Here is a 16,674-nt window from a genome sequence, read left to right as displayed (position 1 = left end):
GAGGACTGGGGCACCACGCCGGCGGCGATCGACAACTGCCTTTCGGTGGCCGACGACTACGATGTCCAGGTGATGATCCACTCGGACACGCTGAACGAGAGCGGCTTCGTCGAGGACACCGTGAAGGCGTTCAAGGGCCGCACCATCCATGCCTTCCACACCGAAGGCGCCGGCGGCGGTCACGCGCCGGACATCATCAAGATCGCCGGGCTGAAGAACGTGCTGCCGTCCTCGACCAACCCGACGCGGCCGTTCACCCGCAACACCATCGACGAGCATCTCGACATGCTGATGGTGTGCCACCATCTCGATCCCTCGATTGCCGAAGATCTGGCCTTCGCCGAAAGCCGCATCCGGAAAGAGACCATCGCGGCGGAAGACATCCTGCACGACCTCGGCGCGCTGTCGATGATGTCCTCGGATTCGCAGGCCATGGGGCGGCTCGGCGAAGTCATCATCCGCACCTGGCAGACCGCCGACAAGATGAAGAAGCAGCGCGGCTCGCTGCCGCAGGACAAGGGCAACAACGACAATTTTCGGGTCAAGCGCTACATCGCCAAATACACCATCAACCCCGCGATCGCCCACGGCGTCTCGAAACTGATCGGCTCGGTGGAAAAAGGCAAACTCGCCGACCTCGTGCTGTGGTCGCCGGCGTTCTTCGGCGTCAAGCCTGAATGCATCATCAAGGGCGGCTCGATCGTCGCGGCTCCGATGGGCGATCCCAACGCCTCGATCCCGACGCCGCAGCCCGTGCATTACCAGCCGATGTTCGCCGCCTTCGGCAAGTCGCTGACCGCTTCCTCGGTGGTGTTCTCCTCCAAGGCGGCGGTGGCGTCGGGGCTGGCCAAAAAGCTCGGCATCGACAAGAAGCTCTATGCGGTTGAAAATACCCGCGGCCGCATCTCCAAGAAGAGCATGATCCACAACGACGCCACGCCCAAGATCGAGGTCGATCCCGAGACCTATGAGGTCCGCGCCGACGGCGAGCTCCTGACCTGCGCGCCGGCCGAGGTGCTGCCCATGGCGCAGCGCTATTTCATGTTCTAAGCTCTCTTCCGGCCGTCTTGAGCCAGAACAAAAGCCGGGAGGAACTCGTGATCTACGTTGTCGCCACACTGAACGTGAAACCTGAAACGCGCGCCGAATTCATCGCCGCCGCCACCGCCTGCATCAAGGAAACGCGCAAGGAGCCGGGCAATATTGCGTATGACTTGCATGAGAGCGTCACCGACCCCTCGAAAATGGTGTTCGTCGAGCAGTGGGAAAACGCCGAGGCGCTGGTGCCGCACCGCGCTGCCGAGCACATGAAGACGTTCGGCCGTGTCGCCGTGAAATGCTTCGGCGCGCCGCCGAAGATCGAGGTCATCACGCCCGAAAAGGTCGATGTCCGCTAACAAGGTCGATGCCGTGAGCATTTTCAGATGATCCGCGCCACCCGAGTTCAGGGCCAGCATCGCTGGACGCAACTGCCGGCCGATACCGTCGTGCTCGATTTCGACGACCGCCACCGGCGGCGGATGGCGATGACCGCAACGCGCGGGCTCGAATTCCTGCTCGATCTGGAGAACGCGGTCGCGCTGCGCGGCGGCGACGCGCTGGTGCTCGAGGACGGAAGGCTGGTCGAGGTGGTCGCTGCACCCGAGCCGCTGACCGAGATCCGCTGCAACGACCCGCATCATCTGGTCCGGGTCGCCTGGCATCTCGGCAACCGTCATCTGCCGACCCAGATCATGGCCAAGGGCCTGCGGATCCGGCGCGACCACGTCATCGAGGCAATGGTGAAGGGGCTGGGCGCGCGCGTGATCGAGATCGAGGCGCCGTTCGATCCCGAGGGCGGCGCCTATGCCGAAGCCTTCCATGCGCATGGCGAGGCCGGTTCGCATGCCCATGCGGAAGCAAGCGCGCACGCCCATGCGTCGCACGATCACGCGTCGCACGATCATCATCACCATGACGAGCATTGCGATCACGACCACCATCACGGCCACTCCCATGCTCATGACAACAAGTAAGCCGCCGGCAAAGCCGCGGCGGAGCAAGGTGGTGCGGGCGGATACAGCATACAAGGCCGCGACGCTGCCGACCGTCCGCGGGATGGGCGAGGCCGAGGCGGCGGCGCTGTACCGGCTGATGACCTGGCTGTCGCCGGCGTTTCCAGTCGGCGCGTTTTCCTATTCCAGCGGCATCGAATGGGCGGTGGAGGCTGGCGATATCGGCGACGCCGCGTCCTTGGGGGAGTGGCTGGCGGCAATGCTGGCCGACGGAAGCGGATTTTGCGACGGCGTGTTTCTGGCCCACACCCATCGCGCCGCGGCGCTGGGCGACGGGCCCGCTCTAAGGGAGATCGCGGAACTTGCGGCCGCCTTCGTGCCCTCGCGCGAGCGTCAGCTCGAAACGTCGGCGCAAGGCCGCGCCTTCATCGAGATCGCGCGCGCGGCGTGGAATTGCAACGGCCTCGATGCCATGATCGCAAATTGCGACGGCGCTATGGTCTATCCTGTCGCGGTCGGCCTGGTCAGTTCAGCGCATGCGATCCCGCTCGCACCGACCATGCATGCGTTTCTCCACGCGCTGGCGTCGAACTGGATCTCCGCCGGCGCCCGGCTGGTCCCGCTCGGGCAAACCGACAGCCAGCGCGTGCTGGTCCTGCTGGAGCGGGTCGTCGTCGCCACGGCTGCCCGTGCGCTCGCAGCCTCGCTCGACGATCTCGGCAGCGCCACCTTCCGCGCCGACCTCGCCAGCCTGCGCCATGAGACGCAGTATACGAGGCTGTTCCGGTCATGAGGATGCGGCGCGCCCATTTTGCCTCGTCGTCCCCGCGAAAGCAGAGATCCCAAGCGCGAGCGGGACAGCGCTCGTCGCAGCGCCGCGGCCTCTCCTATGGCACCGTGGGCAGAGACCTTTTTTCAATACAGTCGCCGGTGGTTATGGGTCCCTGCTTTCGCAGGGACGCCATCGGAGGATATCTTAGAAAGAACCCCTGACATGCCTAACTCTCACGGCCCGCTTCGCGTCGGCATCGGTGGTCCCGTCGGATCGGGAAAGACCGCGCTGATGGACCTACTCTGCAAGTCGATGCGCCAGCGCTACGACATCGCCGCGATCACCAACGACATCTACACCAAATGGGATGCGGAATTCCTGGTGCGCTCCGGGTCGCTGACGCCCGACCGCATCGCCGGCGTAGAGACCGGCGGCTGCCCGCACACCGCGATCCGCGAGGACGCCTCGATGAATCTCGCCGCGGTCGCCGACATGCGGGCGAAATTCCCCGGCCTCGATCTGGTGCTGATCGAATCCGGCGGCGATAATCTCGCCGCCACCTTCTCGCCGGAACTTGCCGATCTCACGATCTACGTGATCGACGTCGCGGCCGGCGACAAGATCCCCTCCAAGGGCGGCCCCGGCATCACCCGCTCCGATCTCCTGGTCATCAACAAGATCGACCTCGCGCCGCATGTCGGCGCTTCCCTGGAGAAAATGGAAACCGACGCCAGACGGATGCGCGGCGAGCGGCCGTTCGTCATGACCAACCTGAAGAAGAGCGAAGGCCTCGACCGTATCATCGGCTTTATCGAGGCCAAGGGCGGTCTTGCGCCGGCGCGGGCCAAGGCGGGCTGAAGCAATTCGTTAACTCTTGTGGGCGCTGGCTTGCCCCGGGCGCGGCGGCCGAAAACCTTCGCGTCGCGACGGAACAAAATCGCCTCGGCGCAATTAGCATCCTCCGGCCCTTGCCAGACAAGACGCCCGGGAGCCTTAGTTGTCCTTCCCGCCAGCCGCAGTTGCGTAGTAATGATCGCTCCTCCAATATCCCAGAACGGTTGGCTTTCATTCTGCTTCGGTTTGTTGCCCCTCACGGTTTGTAGCCGCCACAGCGGACAAAAGATGCTGCCTCTGTTTTTCGCCAACTCCTCATTGTCAGAGTAAGCGAGTGGTTCGGCTGGGTTTCATTATCGGTTTTATCGCACTCGTCGGAGTTCTGCTCTCCGGGCTTGCGGCTTACCGCGTCCACGATCAGGAACTGACCGTCGACGGGATCGCGCTGGCGCGCGCCATCGACGTGCACGCCAGCCTGGTTCAGGACCGGCTGACAGAGCGTGAGCTGCTCGCCCGCGTCGCATCCGGCCTGTTCCGCGCGCCTTCGGTGATCAAGGCCAATATGCTGGAGCCGCTGCGGTCCTCGATCTATGCCTTCAAGACCGATTTCGTGGTCGCCACCTGGATCGCGCGGCTGCAGCCCGGTGAATTCGACGCGGCGCGCGCCGAACTCAAAGCCGCTGGATTCGCCGATACCGTGATCCGCGGTTACGACGATCAGCCGCTGGATACGCGCGCGCTCGACCAGCCGATCGATGTGCTGATGGATGTCGAGCCGCGCAACGCGGAGACCATGGCCTTCCCCGGCCGTTCCCTGGATCTGCAACCGATCCTCGGACCGATGCTGGCGCGGGCCATGGCCGACGGCAAGCCGGTCGCCTCCGATCCGCTGCCGTTGTTGCGCTCGGACGGACCGGTCGGGCTGGTGCTGGCCGCGCCGGTTCTGCAGGAAGGCGGCGCTGAACCGGCGGGTTTCGTCACCTTCTCGTACGACCTGTCGTCGCTGATGCTGACCAACGACGACCTCTCGCTGTTCTCGGTGGTGCTGAAGGATCCCCGCGATCCCGACAGCGAGCTGATCGCAAACCAGCAGGGCGCCGTGATGTCGAGGCCGGCGTCGTCGCAAGGGTCTGCGCCGTCGATGCTGCGAACCGTTACCTTCGGCGGCCGCGACTGGTCGCTCGGCTACTACGCCAAGACCAACGCGACATTACGCGCCCAGCAGACCTCCGCCGTCGTGGCCGCCATCGGGCTGGCGCTGACCGCGATCATCTGCGGTCTGTTCGGCTATGTCGCCTACAATAACTTAAGGCTCAGCCGCGAAATCCAGGTGCGGATCGGCTTCGAGCGCCGGCTTACCGCCGTGATCGACGAGCTCAATCACCGGGTCAAGAACATCCTCGCCGTGATCCAGTCGATCGTGACGCGCACGCTGCGCCATGGTTCCGACATCGATATCGCCCGTGAACTGTTGATCGGCCGCATCCATGCGATGTCGAACGTGGTCTCGCTGCTGAGCGAGAGCCAGTGGCAGGGCGTCAAGCTGAAGGGCCTGTTCGAGGCGCGCGCGATCCCGCATGCCGAGCGGATCGCGGTCTCCGGTCCCGATATCGCGGTCAGCGCGCGGGCCGCGCAAAGTCTGTCGCTGTTGTTCTTCGAACTGGCGTCGCATACCGACGAGGGACTTTCGCTGGTCGGAAAGCATCCGCACATCGTCGCGCATTGGGAAGTGACGGGCGAGGAGCCCGAGACCGTTTTTCATTTCCGCTGGGAGGAATTCAACACGTCCGCGGCGACGCGCCGTGCCGACAGCGATTTCGGCGTGATCCTGCTCGACCGCGTGGCGCCCGAAGCGCTGGGCGGCGTCTCGAAGCGGTATTTCACCGAGGTCAGCTACGTCTACGAGTTGACCGCGCCGATGGAGACCGTGATCGACATGACCGAACGCGACCGTACCGAACAATTCGCAATACCGCCGCGGAAGGGGAAGTAGCTCCTCGAACTCTGCTTTCGATATCCCCGCGACGAAGGTGCGCTCCTTTCCCCCTTGCAAAGGAGGGTGGTGGACAGCAAAGCTGCATATAGCAAAGGGGCGGCCACTGTGAGTGGCCGCCCCTTGTCGCATTGCCGGGGAGCTATCTACCCGCCGCTGCCGCCGATCACAGCTCGCACGGTTTCGTCGGGGCCGAAATCCTCGGCGCCGTCGACATAGAGCAGCGCGCTCAGCTTCGACCGCGCGCGATTGACGCGGCTCTTGATGGTGCCGACCGCGCAGCCGCAGATGGCGGCGGCGTCCTCGTAGGAGAAGCCGGAGGCGCCGACCAGGATCAGCGCTTCGCGCTGGTCCTGCGGAAGCTTTTCGAGCGCGGCGCGGAATTCCTCGAATTCAAGATGCGCGCCCTGCGAGGGCTGGGTTTTCAGCGTCTTGGCATAGCTGCCGTCGGCGTCCTCCACCTCGCGCCGCCGCTTGCGGTAATCGGAGCGGAACAGGTTGCGCAGGATCGTGAACAGCCATGCCGGCAGGTTCGAGCCGGGCTGGAACGAGTCGATATTGGCCAGGGCGCGCAGCAGCGTCTCCTGCACCAGGTCATCGGCGCGATCACCGTTGCCGGACAGGGAGATTGCGAAGGCGCGCAACGAGGGGACCGAGGCCAGAATATCGTCGCGAAGAGCATCCGTGAGAGGCATTAATCTCTCCCGTCGTTTTTGATTGCTTGATCGCCCGTCTCTCCCACTTGGGGAGCCGTCTGGGGAACATCAAGCTTGCGGATCAGCTCGGCGAACCGGTCCGGCACCCCCTGGCGCACGACATCGTCGTACATGGCCCGGAGTTGGTGCCCGATTCTGGACTGGATTTCGGCGGTGAGCCCGCCCTGCTTGCCTGTCGCCGCATTCTTGCTGGCTTGAGACTTTACATCTTTCATGACCTGTTCCACGTTTCCCCGAGAGTTAAGTCCCTGAAGCTTCAAGAATTATCCCTGGTTTCGAGCTATCTGCAGGGAGCTAATTCGAACTGTGCCGAAAAGTTCCGGCGGCAAGGGAACTTTTCTCGGGGTGAGGCGTAGTCAGGCATGTCAGGGGAACCGGGTCACCCCATGAGCCAGCTTGACCCAACACAAGGATGGAGTGGGGATGTCCCGATCACAGCTCGTTGCTGAACATTTACCGTTGCTGCGGCGATATGCCCGCGCCCTGACGGGAAACCAGGCGTCGGGAGACGCCTATGTCGGAGCCATGCTCGAAGCCCTGCTCCAGGATCCCGCGCTGCTCGACGAGCAGCACGGCCCCCGCGCCGGGCTGTTCCGGCTGTTCACCCAGATCTGGAATTCGGTCTCCCTCAACGATGACGCGGATGTGACTACCCTTCCGCTGCCCTCGGAGCGGCGGCTGTCCAACATCACCCCGTTACCGCGCCAGGCCTTCCTGTTGCTGTCGCTGGAAGGTTTTTCCGAAGAGGAAGTGGCGTTCATTCTCGGCGTCGATGTCGCCGAGACCCGCAAGCTCGCCGATACCGCCGGCCGCGAGATGGCGGCGGAGATCGCCACCGACGTGCTGATCATCGAGGACGAGACCTTCATCGCGATGGATCTCGAAAGCCTGGTGAAGAACCTCGGCCACCACGTGATCGGCGTCGCCCGCACCCATTCCGATGCGGTGGCGCTGGCCAAGAACAGGAAGCCCGGCCTGATCCTCGCCGACATCCAACTCGCCGACGGCTCTTCCGGCCTCGATGCCGTCAACGAGCTTCTCAAGACCTTCGAGGTGCCGGTGGTGTTCATCACCGCCTATCCCGAGCGCTTCCTCACCGGCGAGCGTCCTGAGCCGGCGTTCCTGATCTCAAAGCCGTTCCAGCCCGCGATGGTCTCGGTGGTCGCCGTATCATTAAAAAACTTTCAGCGCAACTCGCGCAACCGCGCGCCGAGAGTCGCGTAACGCAAAGGTGGCGTGAGCTGGGATACCGTTGCGTTGAATTTGATCCGGCGCGCCAAAGCGCGCCGGATTTTTCTTGCTCGGTGAGCGGCGATGCCGTTCTTGAAGAATTTGAAGACAGCAGGGCACCAATCCAGTTCGATCCCGACAAAATCCTTCGATCCCGACAAAATCCGCTGATGCCGTCCACTTTCGGAGCCGCTCTGTGGTGTGCACCACCGACAGGACTCCATGAAGTGTGCGACCACGCATCTCTACCGAGGAGCTGCGTCGTGTCCGAATTCGATAATGAGCTGAAGCGTGATTTGGAGTGCATGCGTCTGGCATCGGATCTCACGTGGCTGTCTCGCGCCGCGCTGAACCCCGATTTGCAGGCGCATTGCATTCAGATGGCGAAATATTGGTCGGAAAAGGTCATTGGCGATCAAAGGCAGAGCGTTGCGAGCCCGAATGATCGCCAGCATGACTGACGAAGCATCAAGCGCGCTCCTGGCCGTCGTTCTGATTGTAGAGGATGACCCACTGCTGCGCGAACTCGCCGTCGAAGTCGTCGAGGAGGCTGGCTTCGTGGCACTGGAAGCCGGCGATGCCGACGAGGCTGTTGCCCTGTTGGAAGCTCGCTCGGACATTGCCGTCCTCTTCACCGATATCAACATGCCCGGAAGCATGGACGGGCTAACGCTGGCCCGCACAGTGCGGGACCGCTGGCCGCCGATCAAGATCCTGATCGCTTCCGGCCTGGTCCGGCTGAAGCGGTCCGATCTCCCGTCGAGCAGCGTCTTTCTGGAAAAGCCATATCGTGGAGAAGCGGTGATCGCCCAATTGCGTTCGCTGATCGATCCGGCACGGACCTTGATCGGCTCTGACCTCCGGTCGTTGGGGGCAGGATGTGAGCTGTTTTGCTCAGATTTGCGTGGATAAACGCTTTAAGAACCGGGTTGGCCAGGATTGCATCGTATGGTGCCGCGGGGGCTCGACTGTCTTTGGGCCGTGACCAGCTCGAAATGGACGATTGGCACAATGCAAATGTCCAAGCCGCAAACGGACCAAGATCTGCGGAGCAATCAACTACTCGCCGCCCTGGGCCCGGACTGCCGCAAGCGAATTGATCCGCATCTTGAGCCCATCGAATTCAAACTCGGCGCGATGGTTTGCGACGCGGGCGGCTTGCTCAAGCATGCCTATTTTCCTAGAGGGTCTGTCCTGTCGCTGCTGACCGTGCTGGAGAACGGTGCGGCCATAGAGACGGCCAATATCGGCCGGGAGGGCGCCTTCGGCCTCTTTGCCGCCATGTACAGCCGGGTTTCTTTCAACCGATGCATCGTGCAGCTGGAGGGCCATACGGTTCGGTGTCCGATCCAGCTGCTTCAACACGAATTCGAAACCAGCGAGCACGTCCGCAACTTGTTCGTGAGCTACTCGGAGACACTGCTGTCGCAGGTTCAGCAGACGGTCGCCTGCAATTCCATGCACACGACGGAAGAACGAATGCGCCGATGGCTCCTGATGATGCATGATCGGGCCGAGGGAGAAGCGCTTCCGTACACGCATGAGTTCCTGTCGCAGATCCTGGGCGCCAACCGGAAATCCGTAACGCTCGCGGCGCAGTCGATGCAAGCGGCCGGCCTCATCAGCTACCATCGGGGCACGATCCAGGTCCTCGATCGTGCGGGTCTGGAGCAGGCGTCATGCGAATGCTATGCGATCGTCAAGGAGCGATTTGATGCATTCCTGAAGCCGCCCTCGACCGCCGTGCAGAGTCATATGGAATGAAGCGAGAGCGATGCCGGCCAGCCCGTGGCGGACTCCATGACTTTGACGATAATTTGGAAGCAAAACGGCCGAAAACTGCCCTTAACGCCTGGTGATTGACCCTTCGCGACAAGCGATGGTGACGACGCCGAATGCGAGCAGCAAGACCGCGACCACGAAACTCCAGAAATAGATTTCCCGGCATAACCGAGCGGATGTTCGAGGTCCGGCCTAGCTGCCGCTGTGCCTGTTGACGATCACTTTCTACGGTGCTGAGAAGGTCGTGGAAGATTCCAACCTGATGGGACCGGTGAAAGCTGCGCTCGAATGCTGCGTCCGCTACATGGCGGCCGAACTCGGATCGAAACGGATCCGCGTCCATGCACTGTCTCACGGTCCGCTCAAGACGCGCGCCGCATCGGGCATGGAGTGTTTCGACGGCGCGGCCGCACTCACCGGGAATATCGAATATGTCGATGCCGGCTATCACATCGTCGGCTGATGAACGAGTTCGGAGTGGCGGAATGCAACGCATCGAAAACAGGACGTTCGACGAGATCAAGCCGGGAGACACCGCGAGTCTCGTCCGAATACTCACGCACAAGGACATCGAGCTGTTTGCGATTATGTCGGGGGACATCAATCCGACGCATCTGGACGACGCGTTCGCCAAGAGCGACATGTTCCACAAGGTCGTGGCGCACGGCATGTGGAGCGGCGCGCTGATCTCGACGGTGCTGGGAACGCAGCTCCCCGGGCCAGGGACCGTCTATGTCGACCAGTCGCTTCACTTTCAGGGGGCCATTGGTCTCGGGGACACGATCACCGTCACGGTGAAGGTGAGGGACAAGATCGAGGGAACGCACCGGGTTATTTTTGATTGCCGGGCCGTGAACCAGAAGGCGGAAGTGGTCATTACCGGTACTGCCGACGTCATTGCGCCGACCGAGAAGATTTCCCGGCCCCGCACGGTTCTCCCCGAAGTCGAGCTGCGGCAGAAAGGGCGACGCTACGAAGTCCTGCTCAGAATGACCCACGGTCTCGATCCGATCCGTACCGCGGTTGTCCATCCGGTCGATGTGCCATCGCTGCTTGGCGCCGTGGAAGCCGCCCGCATCAATCTCATTGCGCCGGTGCTGGTTGGGCCGGAGGTCAAGATACGCGCCGCGGCCGCCCTGGCGCAGCTCGATCTGGCGCCCTACGAGATCGTTTCGACGGAACACAGCGCGGCCGCGGCCGCCCAGGCCGTCGCCATGGCCCGCGCCGGTAAGGTCGAGGCCCTGATGAAAGGCGCCCTCCATACCGACGAGCTCATGCATGCAGTGGTCGACGGCGAATGCGGGCTGCGTACCGACCGTCGCTTGAGCCATGTCTTTGCGATCGACGCGCCCGACTATCCGAGACCGCTCTTCATCACCGATGCTGCGATCAACATCTATCCCACGCTGGCGGACAAACGGGACATTATCCAGAACGCGATCGATCTGGCGCATGCTCTGGGGATACCGGTGCCGCGGGTGGCAATCCTGTCCGCAATCGAAATCGTCACGGAAAAGATCAAGTCAACCCTGGATGCGGCGGCACTTTGCAAGATGGCCGATCGAGGCCAGATCACCGGCGGCATTCTCGATGGTCCGCTCGCCTTCGACAATGCTGTCTCGGCCGAGTCGGCCAAGACCAAGGGGATTACCTCTCCGGTCGCCGGCCGCGCCGACATCTTCGTGGTGCCGGACCTCGAGGCCGGCAACATGCTGGCGAAGCAACTCGAGTATCTCGCCGAAGCCCAGATGGCCGGCATTGTGCTCGGCGCGCGCGTGCCGATCATCCTGACGAGCCGCTCCGACGGGACGCTGGCAAGATTAGGTTCCTGCGCGATCGCGCTGCTGCTGGCGCGCCACAAGGGGACAAAACCATGAGTGACGCGGTCCTTGTGCTGAATGCCGGCTCGTCGAGCATCAAGTTCTCTGTGTTCCCGGGACACGAAAGTCCGAGCAGGCAGGGCATCATCTGCGAAGGTGTGTGCGAGGGCATAGGCCATCGCGTTCATTTCACGGCGAAAGACCGCAGCTCGGCTTCGCTGGTCGATGAGTATCTGACGGAAGGCACCACGCACGAAGACGCGCTGGCCGCGCTGCTGCGCTGGCTGGAAGTCCGCTATCTTGATAACCAACTGGTCGCGGCCGGACACCGGGTGGTGCATGGCGGATCGCTTTATACCGCGCCAGTGCTGATCGACGCGTCGGTGACCGCCGAATTGCGCCGGCTCGTTCCGCTGGCTCCGCTGCATCAACCCCATAACCTTGCCGCCATCGACGCGCTATCGAAACTTCACCCCACATTGCCGCAAATTGCGTGCTTCGATACTTCCTTTCATCATACCCAGTCCGAGGTCGCCACGGCATTCGCGCTGCCGCGCCGGCTCGCCGCCGAGGGCATCCGGCGGTACGGGTTTCACGGCCTTTCCTATGAATATATCGCAAGCGTCCTGCCCGACATCCTTGGTCCGGGAGCCGCCGATGGCCGTGTTGTCGTGGCGCATCTCGGCAGCGGCGCGAGCCTGTGTGCGATCCGAAGCCGCAGGAGCGTGGCGACGACCATGGGCTTTACGGCGCTCGACGGCCTGCCCATGAGCCGCCGGTGCGGGAACATCGATCCGGGTGTCATTCTCTACTTGATGCAGGAGAGGGGGATGACCGCGGCCGAGGTGACCAATCTGCTTTATAACGAATCGGGACTGTTTGGTGTTTCCGGCATCAGCGATGACATGCGAACCCTGTTGGCCAGCGACGATCCCTCGGCTAAGCAGGCCGTCGATCTGTTCGTGTATCGCATCGGGCGTGAACTGGGCTCCATGGCCGCCGCCCTCGGCGGGATTGATGCTTTGGTCTTCACCGCCGGAATCGGGGAGCACGCGGCGGAAATCCGGCGCCGGGTTTGCGAGGACGCCGCGTGGCTGGGCGTAGATCTGGATCAAAGCGCGAATGCAGCCGGCAGCGTACTGATTGCGCGCCCGGCTAGCCGCACCTGGGCCTGGGTGATTCCGACGGATGAAGATCTGATGATCGCCCTGCATGCATGGACCTTGTTGAACTCCGAGGCCGCGCCGCTCGATTCCCGCGCAAACAACGAAAGCCGGAAAGCATGACCGAGCCCGAAAACCCATCGCTCCTGAGCGTCCCGGCATTCTGGCCGATGGCGATGGCGGCAACGATGTTCGAGGAGGAGACCGAGCTCTACGCAAAGAACCTCAAATTCGTCGAGGAAGAGATCAAGATTCACGGCGAACTGAGACCCACCCTTGCGACGCCGAACGAGATACGCCTCGATCTGCGGACCATGGTGCTGCGCGATTACGGAACACCGGGCGGGATTCCGACGCTGATCGACGCGCCCCATGCCGGCCATACGGCCATGATCGCCGACTACTATGACGGTCAGAGCCTGGTGCAGACTCTGCTCGTCAACGGCATCGGCCATGTGGCATTGACCGACTGGAAGTCGGCCACGGCGGACATGAAGGACCTGGAGATCGACAATTACCTTGCCGAGGTCGTTGTCGCGATCGACGATCTCGGCGGTCGGGTCAATCTGGTCGGGCTCTGTCAGGGCGGCTGGATGTCCGCGATGATCGCGGCGCGTTTTCCCGACAAGGTGAACTCATTGGTGCTGGCGGGCGCGCCGATCGACACGGATGCCGGAAATGGTTCGATCAAACGCATGGTTCATCAATCCCCCGCATCGTTTTACGAGGAACTGGTAGCGCTCGGCGGGGGTTTGATGCAGGGTAAGTTCATGCTGCAGGGCTGGAAGAACATGCATCCCGGGCAGCACTACATTCAGGATCATATCGACCTGTACGAGCACATCGACGACCCGACCTATCTCGCCAAGGAAGAAACCTTCGAGAGCTGGTACGAAAACCCGATTGACCTGCCGGGACGCTGGTATCTCCAGGTGATCAGCCAGATCTTCAAGGAGAACCGCCTTGCCAGGCGCGAATTCATGGGCCTCGGCCGGAAGCTTGATCTGCACAATATCACTTGTCCCACCTATTTGCTGGCAGGCGCAGACGACGACATCACGACACCGGAACAGGTCCTCGATGCCGCGAAATATATCGGCACCGCAAAGGACCGTGTCGTCCAGGAAACCGTACCGGGCGGCCATATCGGCCTGTTCATGGGAGCAAGCACGCTGAGAGATCATTGGCCGCAGATCGCCCGCTGGATCTCCGCGCAGTAGGTGATTTCATCGTTTGATATTGTTTTTCGGCTGTGCTGCTCTCAGTCCAGCCTCGTATGCTGGAGCTGGAAGCTGCGGGCTCGATGACGTTTGGCTGGGTGATGCGCCAGGTCAATATCTGCTGGCGGCTGGTCCCGCCGCGGCGATCTTGAACCTCGCACCGAACTCTTGAGGAATGTCGCGATGAACCCCGCAATTGACGAACTCGGCGCGGAAGAAATCTGGAAGGAACCGGTTGATCGGGTTGTCGCGCGACTCGTGACGACATCTGCGGGCCTTGACGCCACCGAAGTCCAGTCGCGGCTGAAAACCTTCGGACCCAACGACGCCGCAATCGTCAAGCGATCGCCGCTCTGGCTGCAATTTCTTTCCCGCTTCCGCAACCCGCTCGTGATCATCCTGCTGGTGGCGAGCGGACTGTCCGCGGCGACCGGAGACGTCGCTAGCTTCCTGATCGTTGTAACCATCGTCACGATCAGCATGACGATTGATTTCATCCAGGAAGTCCGAGCTCAGAATGCGGTTGAGGCGTTGCGCCGGTCGGTGGCGGTACAGGCAACCGTGCGACGCAGCGGCGCCAGCGTCTCGATCCCAGTTGACCAACTTGTGCCCGGTGACATCGTCGAGCTGATCGCCGGCGATCTCGTACCGGCGGACTCGCGACTGCTCGAAAGCCGGGACCTCTTCGTCAACCAGGCGCTGCTGACCGGAGAACCGTACCCCGCCGAGAAGCAGGCCAGCGATGCGCCTTTGGGCGCGGAAAACCCTGCCGGAGCATCGAACGCCGTCTTCGCCGGAACCTCCGTCATCAGCGGCACCGCAACGATTGTTGTTTGCCGAACCGGCGGGAAGTCGGCTCTCGGCCACCTTGCGACAAGCCTGGCCGAAAAGCCGCCGGCCACCGATTTTGCGGTCGGCATTCGCCGGTTTGGTCTGCTGATCATGCGCCTGACAGTCTTGATGGTGCTCTTCGTGCTGGTGGTGAACATCTCGTTTCACCGGCCCGTTCTGGAATCGTTGATGTTCGCGCTGGCCCTTGCCGTCGGACTGACGCCCGAGCTGCTGCCGATGATCGTGACCGTCACGCTTGCGCGGTCGGCACTGGAGCTGTCCAAGCGGAAGGTAATCGTGAAGCGCCTGACCGCAATCCACGATCTCGGCGCCATGAACGTGCTGTGCACCGACAAGACCGGAACACTGACGGAAGCCACCATCAAGCTGATACGCGCCATTGACGGGCGGGGCGTCGAGAGCGCGGCCGTATACGCCAACGCCTATATCAATAGCCAGTTCGAGACCGGGATGAAGAGCCCACTCGATCAGGCAATTCTTTCGGCCCATCCGTTCGATATGGCCGAGTGGAAGAAAATCGACGAAGTCCCATTCGATTTCGAGCGACGGCGTGTTTCGGTCCTGGTCGAGCACGGCGCGGAGCGCCGTTTGATTGTCAAGGGCGCGCCGGAGGACCTTCTGCGGCTGTCGGCACAATACGAGGACGCGGATGGCAAGGTGCTGCCACTCGACGCTGAAACGCGCCATTCGTTCGAGGCCACGCTTGACGGACTCGGTGCGCAGGGATTCCGCGCCCTCGGTATAGCCAGCCGCGTGGTCGATGCGAGCCAGCAGACCGCCGCAATCGGCGATGAGAGCAACCTGGTGTTTTCCGGCTTCGCCGTTTTTCTGGATCCTCCGAAAACAAGCGCCGGCGCCACCATCCAGGCCATGACCGCTGCGGGTATCTCCGTGAAGGTGCTGACCGGCGACAACGAACTGGTTTCGCGACACGTCTTCGCGGAGATCGGGGTGCCTGTCACCGGAGTGCTCACGGGCGATGCACTGGCAAATCTTTCTGAGGAGGCGCTGATCGGGCAGTTGCCGCGGATCAACCTGTTCTGCCGTGTCAATCCACAGCAGAAGCTTCGAATACTGCTGGCGCTGAAGCGGCTCGGCAATGTCGTTGGCTTCATGGGCGACGGCATCAACGATGCTCCGTCGCTGCACGCAGCGGACGTCGGGATATCGGTTGATGGTGCTGCCGATGTGGCGCGCGCGGCTGCAGACCTGATCCTGCTGGAGCACGACCTTTCTGTCGTGCGGGACGCGGTGACCTGCGGACGCGGCACGGTTCAGAACGTGTCGAAATATGTTCTGATGGGCTCAAGTTCGAATTTTGGCAACATGTTCAGTATGGCCGGGGCGGCCCTGATCCTGCCCTTCTTGCCGATGCTTCCCATTCAGATATTGCTGAACAACCTTCTCTACGACATCTCGGAGATTGCGATTCCTTTCGATCAGGTCGATCAAGAGGCTATCGCCGGACCCGTGAAATGGGACGTCAGGTTCATCGAACGGTTCATGCTGGTATTTGGTCCAATCAGCTCCGTGTTCGATTTTCTTACCTTCTATGCTCTGCTGCATCTGTTCGGAGCCGGCGAGGCACTGTTTCAGACCGGCTGGTTCATCGAGTCGATCACGACCCAGGTTCTGGTGGTCTTTGCGATCCGGACGCGACGACCGCTCTTCCTGAGCAGGCCACATCTGTTCCTCGCTGCCATGGCGCTTGGAGTCGTCGCCATCGCGATCGCGCTCCCGATACTCCCCGTCGGCCGTTGGCTTGGATTCGTCGCGCCACCGCCGCTATTCTTCGTCTTCCTGACCGGCGCGACCCTGGCGTATCTTGCAATCGTGGAAATCGCCAAGCGCATTTTCTACCGTGCTTTGTTGGTCGCCAACGTCAAATCCTGACGGAAGTTTAGCCGATCAAGATACGCCCGTTTGCCGTTGTTTCCATGGGGCGAGGATGCCCGCAACGTCAAAGCGAGCCCTCTACGTATGGCCTTTTGGGGCTGCAAAACGGACGCTTACAGCACGCGACGACAGCCATCCCGAAGATTGCGGACTTTAAGACCGGCGACTATGTCAGCGGCACGCTGGTCGGCTCGACCCGGCTCGCCGGCGGCCGCTTCGCCATGATCGATGACAAGCGCATCGGCCGGCACATCATCGGCATCGAAATACGATAATGATTCCAGATAAATAAAAGCAGGGCGCGGCTGGCATCACCACAGCCGCGCCCTACGTCGCCGGTCAGTGGGGCAGGGGGGATAACCGGCTGCCGGGATGACTCCAAACCCCCCGGAGTCGTTCCGG

17 protein-coding genes and 1 pseudogene are annotated in these 16,674 nt (G+C 62.2%); 16 read left to right on the top strand and 2 right to left on the bottom strand.

Going from position 1 to position 16,674, the window contains the following annotated elements:
- From QZ213_RS11245 to QZ213_RS11220, 6 genes are all read left to right on the top strand, one after another.
- On the top strand, nucleotides 1–1,050 hold a 1,050-nt coding region (locus QZ213_RS11245), incomplete at its 5' end, for an urease subunit alpha (protein WP_291686141.1).
- 47 nt (nucleotides 1,051–1,097) lie between these two features.
- Nucleotides 1,098–1,397 carry a putative quinol monooxygenase gene (locus QZ213_RS11240; protein ID WP_291686140.1) on the top strand — a complete coding sequence of 100 codons (300 nt, stop codon included), beginning with the start codon at nucleotides 1,098–1,100 and terminating at the stop codon, nucleotides 1,395–1,397.
- Nucleotides 1,398–1,424: 27 nt separating this feature from the next.
- Entirely contained in the window at nucleotides 1,425–2,015 is a 591-nt protein-coding gene (gene ureE, locus QZ213_RS11235; protein ID WP_291686139.1) for an urease accessory protein UreE, read from the top strand.
- Between the two features lie 82 nt (nucleotides 2,016–2,097).
- Nucleotides 2,098–2,787 carry an urease accessory protein UreF gene (locus QZ213_RS11230; protein ID WP_291686143.1) on the top strand — a complete coding sequence of 230 codons (690 nt, stop codon included), beginning with the start codon at nucleotides 2,098–2,100 and terminating at the stop codon, nucleotides 2,785–2,787.
- A gap of 201 nt (nucleotides 2,788–2,988) precedes the next feature.
- Nucleotides 2,989–3,624, top strand: a complete 636-nt coding sequence (ureG, locus tag QZ213_RS11225; RefSeq protein WP_291686138.1) for an urease accessory protein UreG — start codon at nucleotides 2,989–2,991, stop codon at nucleotides 3,622–3,624.
- 310 nt (nucleotides 3,625–3,934) lie between these two features.
- Nucleotides 3,935–5,593 carry an HWE histidine kinase domain-containing protein gene (locus QZ213_RS11220; RefSeq protein WP_291686137.1) on the top strand — a complete coding sequence of 553 codons (1,659 nt, stop codon included), beginning with the start codon at nucleotides 3,935–3,937 and terminating at the stop codon, nucleotides 5,591–5,593.
- Between the two features lie 146 nt (nucleotides 5,594–5,739).
- Here QZ213_RS11220 and QZ213_RS11215 read toward each other — a convergent pair whose 3' ends face one another.
- Together QZ213_RS11215 and QZ213_RS11210 are read right to left on the bottom strand one after the other, a co-directional pair.
- The gene (locus QZ213_RS11215) at nucleotides 5,740–6,288 is read right to left on the bottom strand and encodes a sigma-70 family RNA polymerase sigma factor (protein WP_291686136.1); all 549 of its coding nucleotides are present in this window, start codon (nucleotides 6,286–6,288) and stop codon (nucleotides 5,740–5,742) included.
- Nucleotides 6,288–6,524 (bottom strand): NepR family anti-sigma factor, encoded by a 237-nt coding sequence (locus tag QZ213_RS11210; protein ID WP_291686135.1) that lies wholly within the window; start codon nucleotides 6,522–6,524, stop codon nucleotides 6,288–6,290. Before QZ213_RS11210 ends, QZ213_RS11215 begins: the two co-directional genes overlap by 1 nt.
- 208 nt (nucleotides 6,525–6,732) lie before the next feature.
- Between QZ213_RS11210 and QZ213_RS11205 the strand changes: the two genes are divergently transcribed.
- From QZ213_RS11205 to QZ213_RS11160, 10 genes and pseudogenes are all read left to right on the top strand, one after another.
- Entirely contained in the window at nucleotides 6,733–7,533 is an 801-nt protein-coding gene (locus tag QZ213_RS11205) for a response regulator (protein ID WP_291686134.1), read from the top strand.
- A gap of 269 nt (nucleotides 7,534–7,802) precedes the next feature.
- The gene (locus tag QZ213_RS11200) at nucleotides 7,803–8,000 is read left to right on the top strand and encodes a hypothetical protein (protein ID WP_291686133.1); all 198 of its coding nucleotides are present in this window, start codon (nucleotides 7,803–7,805) and stop codon (nucleotides 7,998–8,000) included.
- Nucleotides 7,981–8,451 (top strand): response regulator, encoded by a 471-nt coding sequence (locus QZ213_RS11195; protein ID WP_365885060.1) that lies wholly within the window; start codon nucleotides 7,981–7,983, stop codon nucleotides 8,449–8,451. The genes QZ213_RS11200 and QZ213_RS11195 overlap by 20 nt, the downstream gene beginning before the upstream one ends.
- Before the next feature lie 105 nt (nucleotides 8,452–8,556).
- The gene (locus tag QZ213_RS11190) at nucleotides 8,557–9,303 is read left to right on the top strand and encodes a Crp/Fnr family transcriptional regulator (RefSeq protein WP_291686132.1); all 747 of its coding nucleotides are present in this window, start codon (nucleotides 8,557–8,559) and stop codon (nucleotides 9,301–9,303) included.
- 223 nt (nucleotides 9,304–9,526) lie between these two features.
- Nucleotides 9,527–9,784 (top strand): annotated as a pseudogene (locus QZ213_RS11185) (SDR family oxidoreductase); the annotation flags it as partial.
- 22 nt (nucleotides 9,785–9,806) lie between these two features.
- Entirely contained in the window at nucleotides 9,807–11,198 is a 1,392-nt protein-coding gene (locus QZ213_RS11180; protein WP_291686131.1) for a bifunctional enoyl-CoA hydratase/phosphate acetyltransferase, read from the top strand.
- The gene (locus QZ213_RS11175) at nucleotides 11,195–12,427 is read left to right on the top strand and encodes an acetate/propionate family kinase (protein WP_291686130.1); all 1,233 of its coding nucleotides are present in this window, start codon (nucleotides 11,195–11,197) and stop codon (nucleotides 12,425–12,427) included. The genes QZ213_RS11180 and QZ213_RS11175 overlap by 4 nt, the downstream gene beginning before the upstream one ends.
- Nucleotides 12,424–13,524: an alpha/beta fold hydrolase gene (locus tag QZ213_RS11170; RefSeq protein WP_291686129.1), complete on the top strand. Its 1,101-nt coding sequence runs from the start codon at nucleotides 12,424–12,426 to the stop codon at nucleotides 13,522–13,524. Before QZ213_RS11175 ends, QZ213_RS11170 begins: the two co-directional genes overlap by 4 nt.
- A 183-nt stretch (nucleotides 13,525–13,707) precedes the next feature.
- Nucleotides 13,708–16,269, top strand: a complete 2,562-nt coding sequence (gene mgtA, locus QZ213_RS11165; protein ID WP_291686128.1) for a magnesium-translocating P-type ATPase — start codon at nucleotides 13,708–13,710, stop codon at nucleotides 16,267–16,269.
- A gap of 95 nt (nucleotides 16,270–16,364) precedes the next feature.
- Entirely contained in the window at nucleotides 16,365–16,547 is a 183-nt protein-coding gene (locus QZ213_RS11160) for a hypothetical protein (protein ID WP_291686127.1), read from the top strand.
- Nucleotides 16,548–16,674: the final 127 nt, after the last annotated feature.

Source organism: Bradyrhizobium sp., from assembly GCF_017881085.1.
Taxonomy (GTDB): domain Bacteria; phylum Pseudomonadota; class Alphaproteobacteria; order Rhizobiales; family Xanthobacteraceae; genus Bradyrhizobium.
This window is presented reverse-complemented; position numbering and strand designations above follow the sequence as displayed.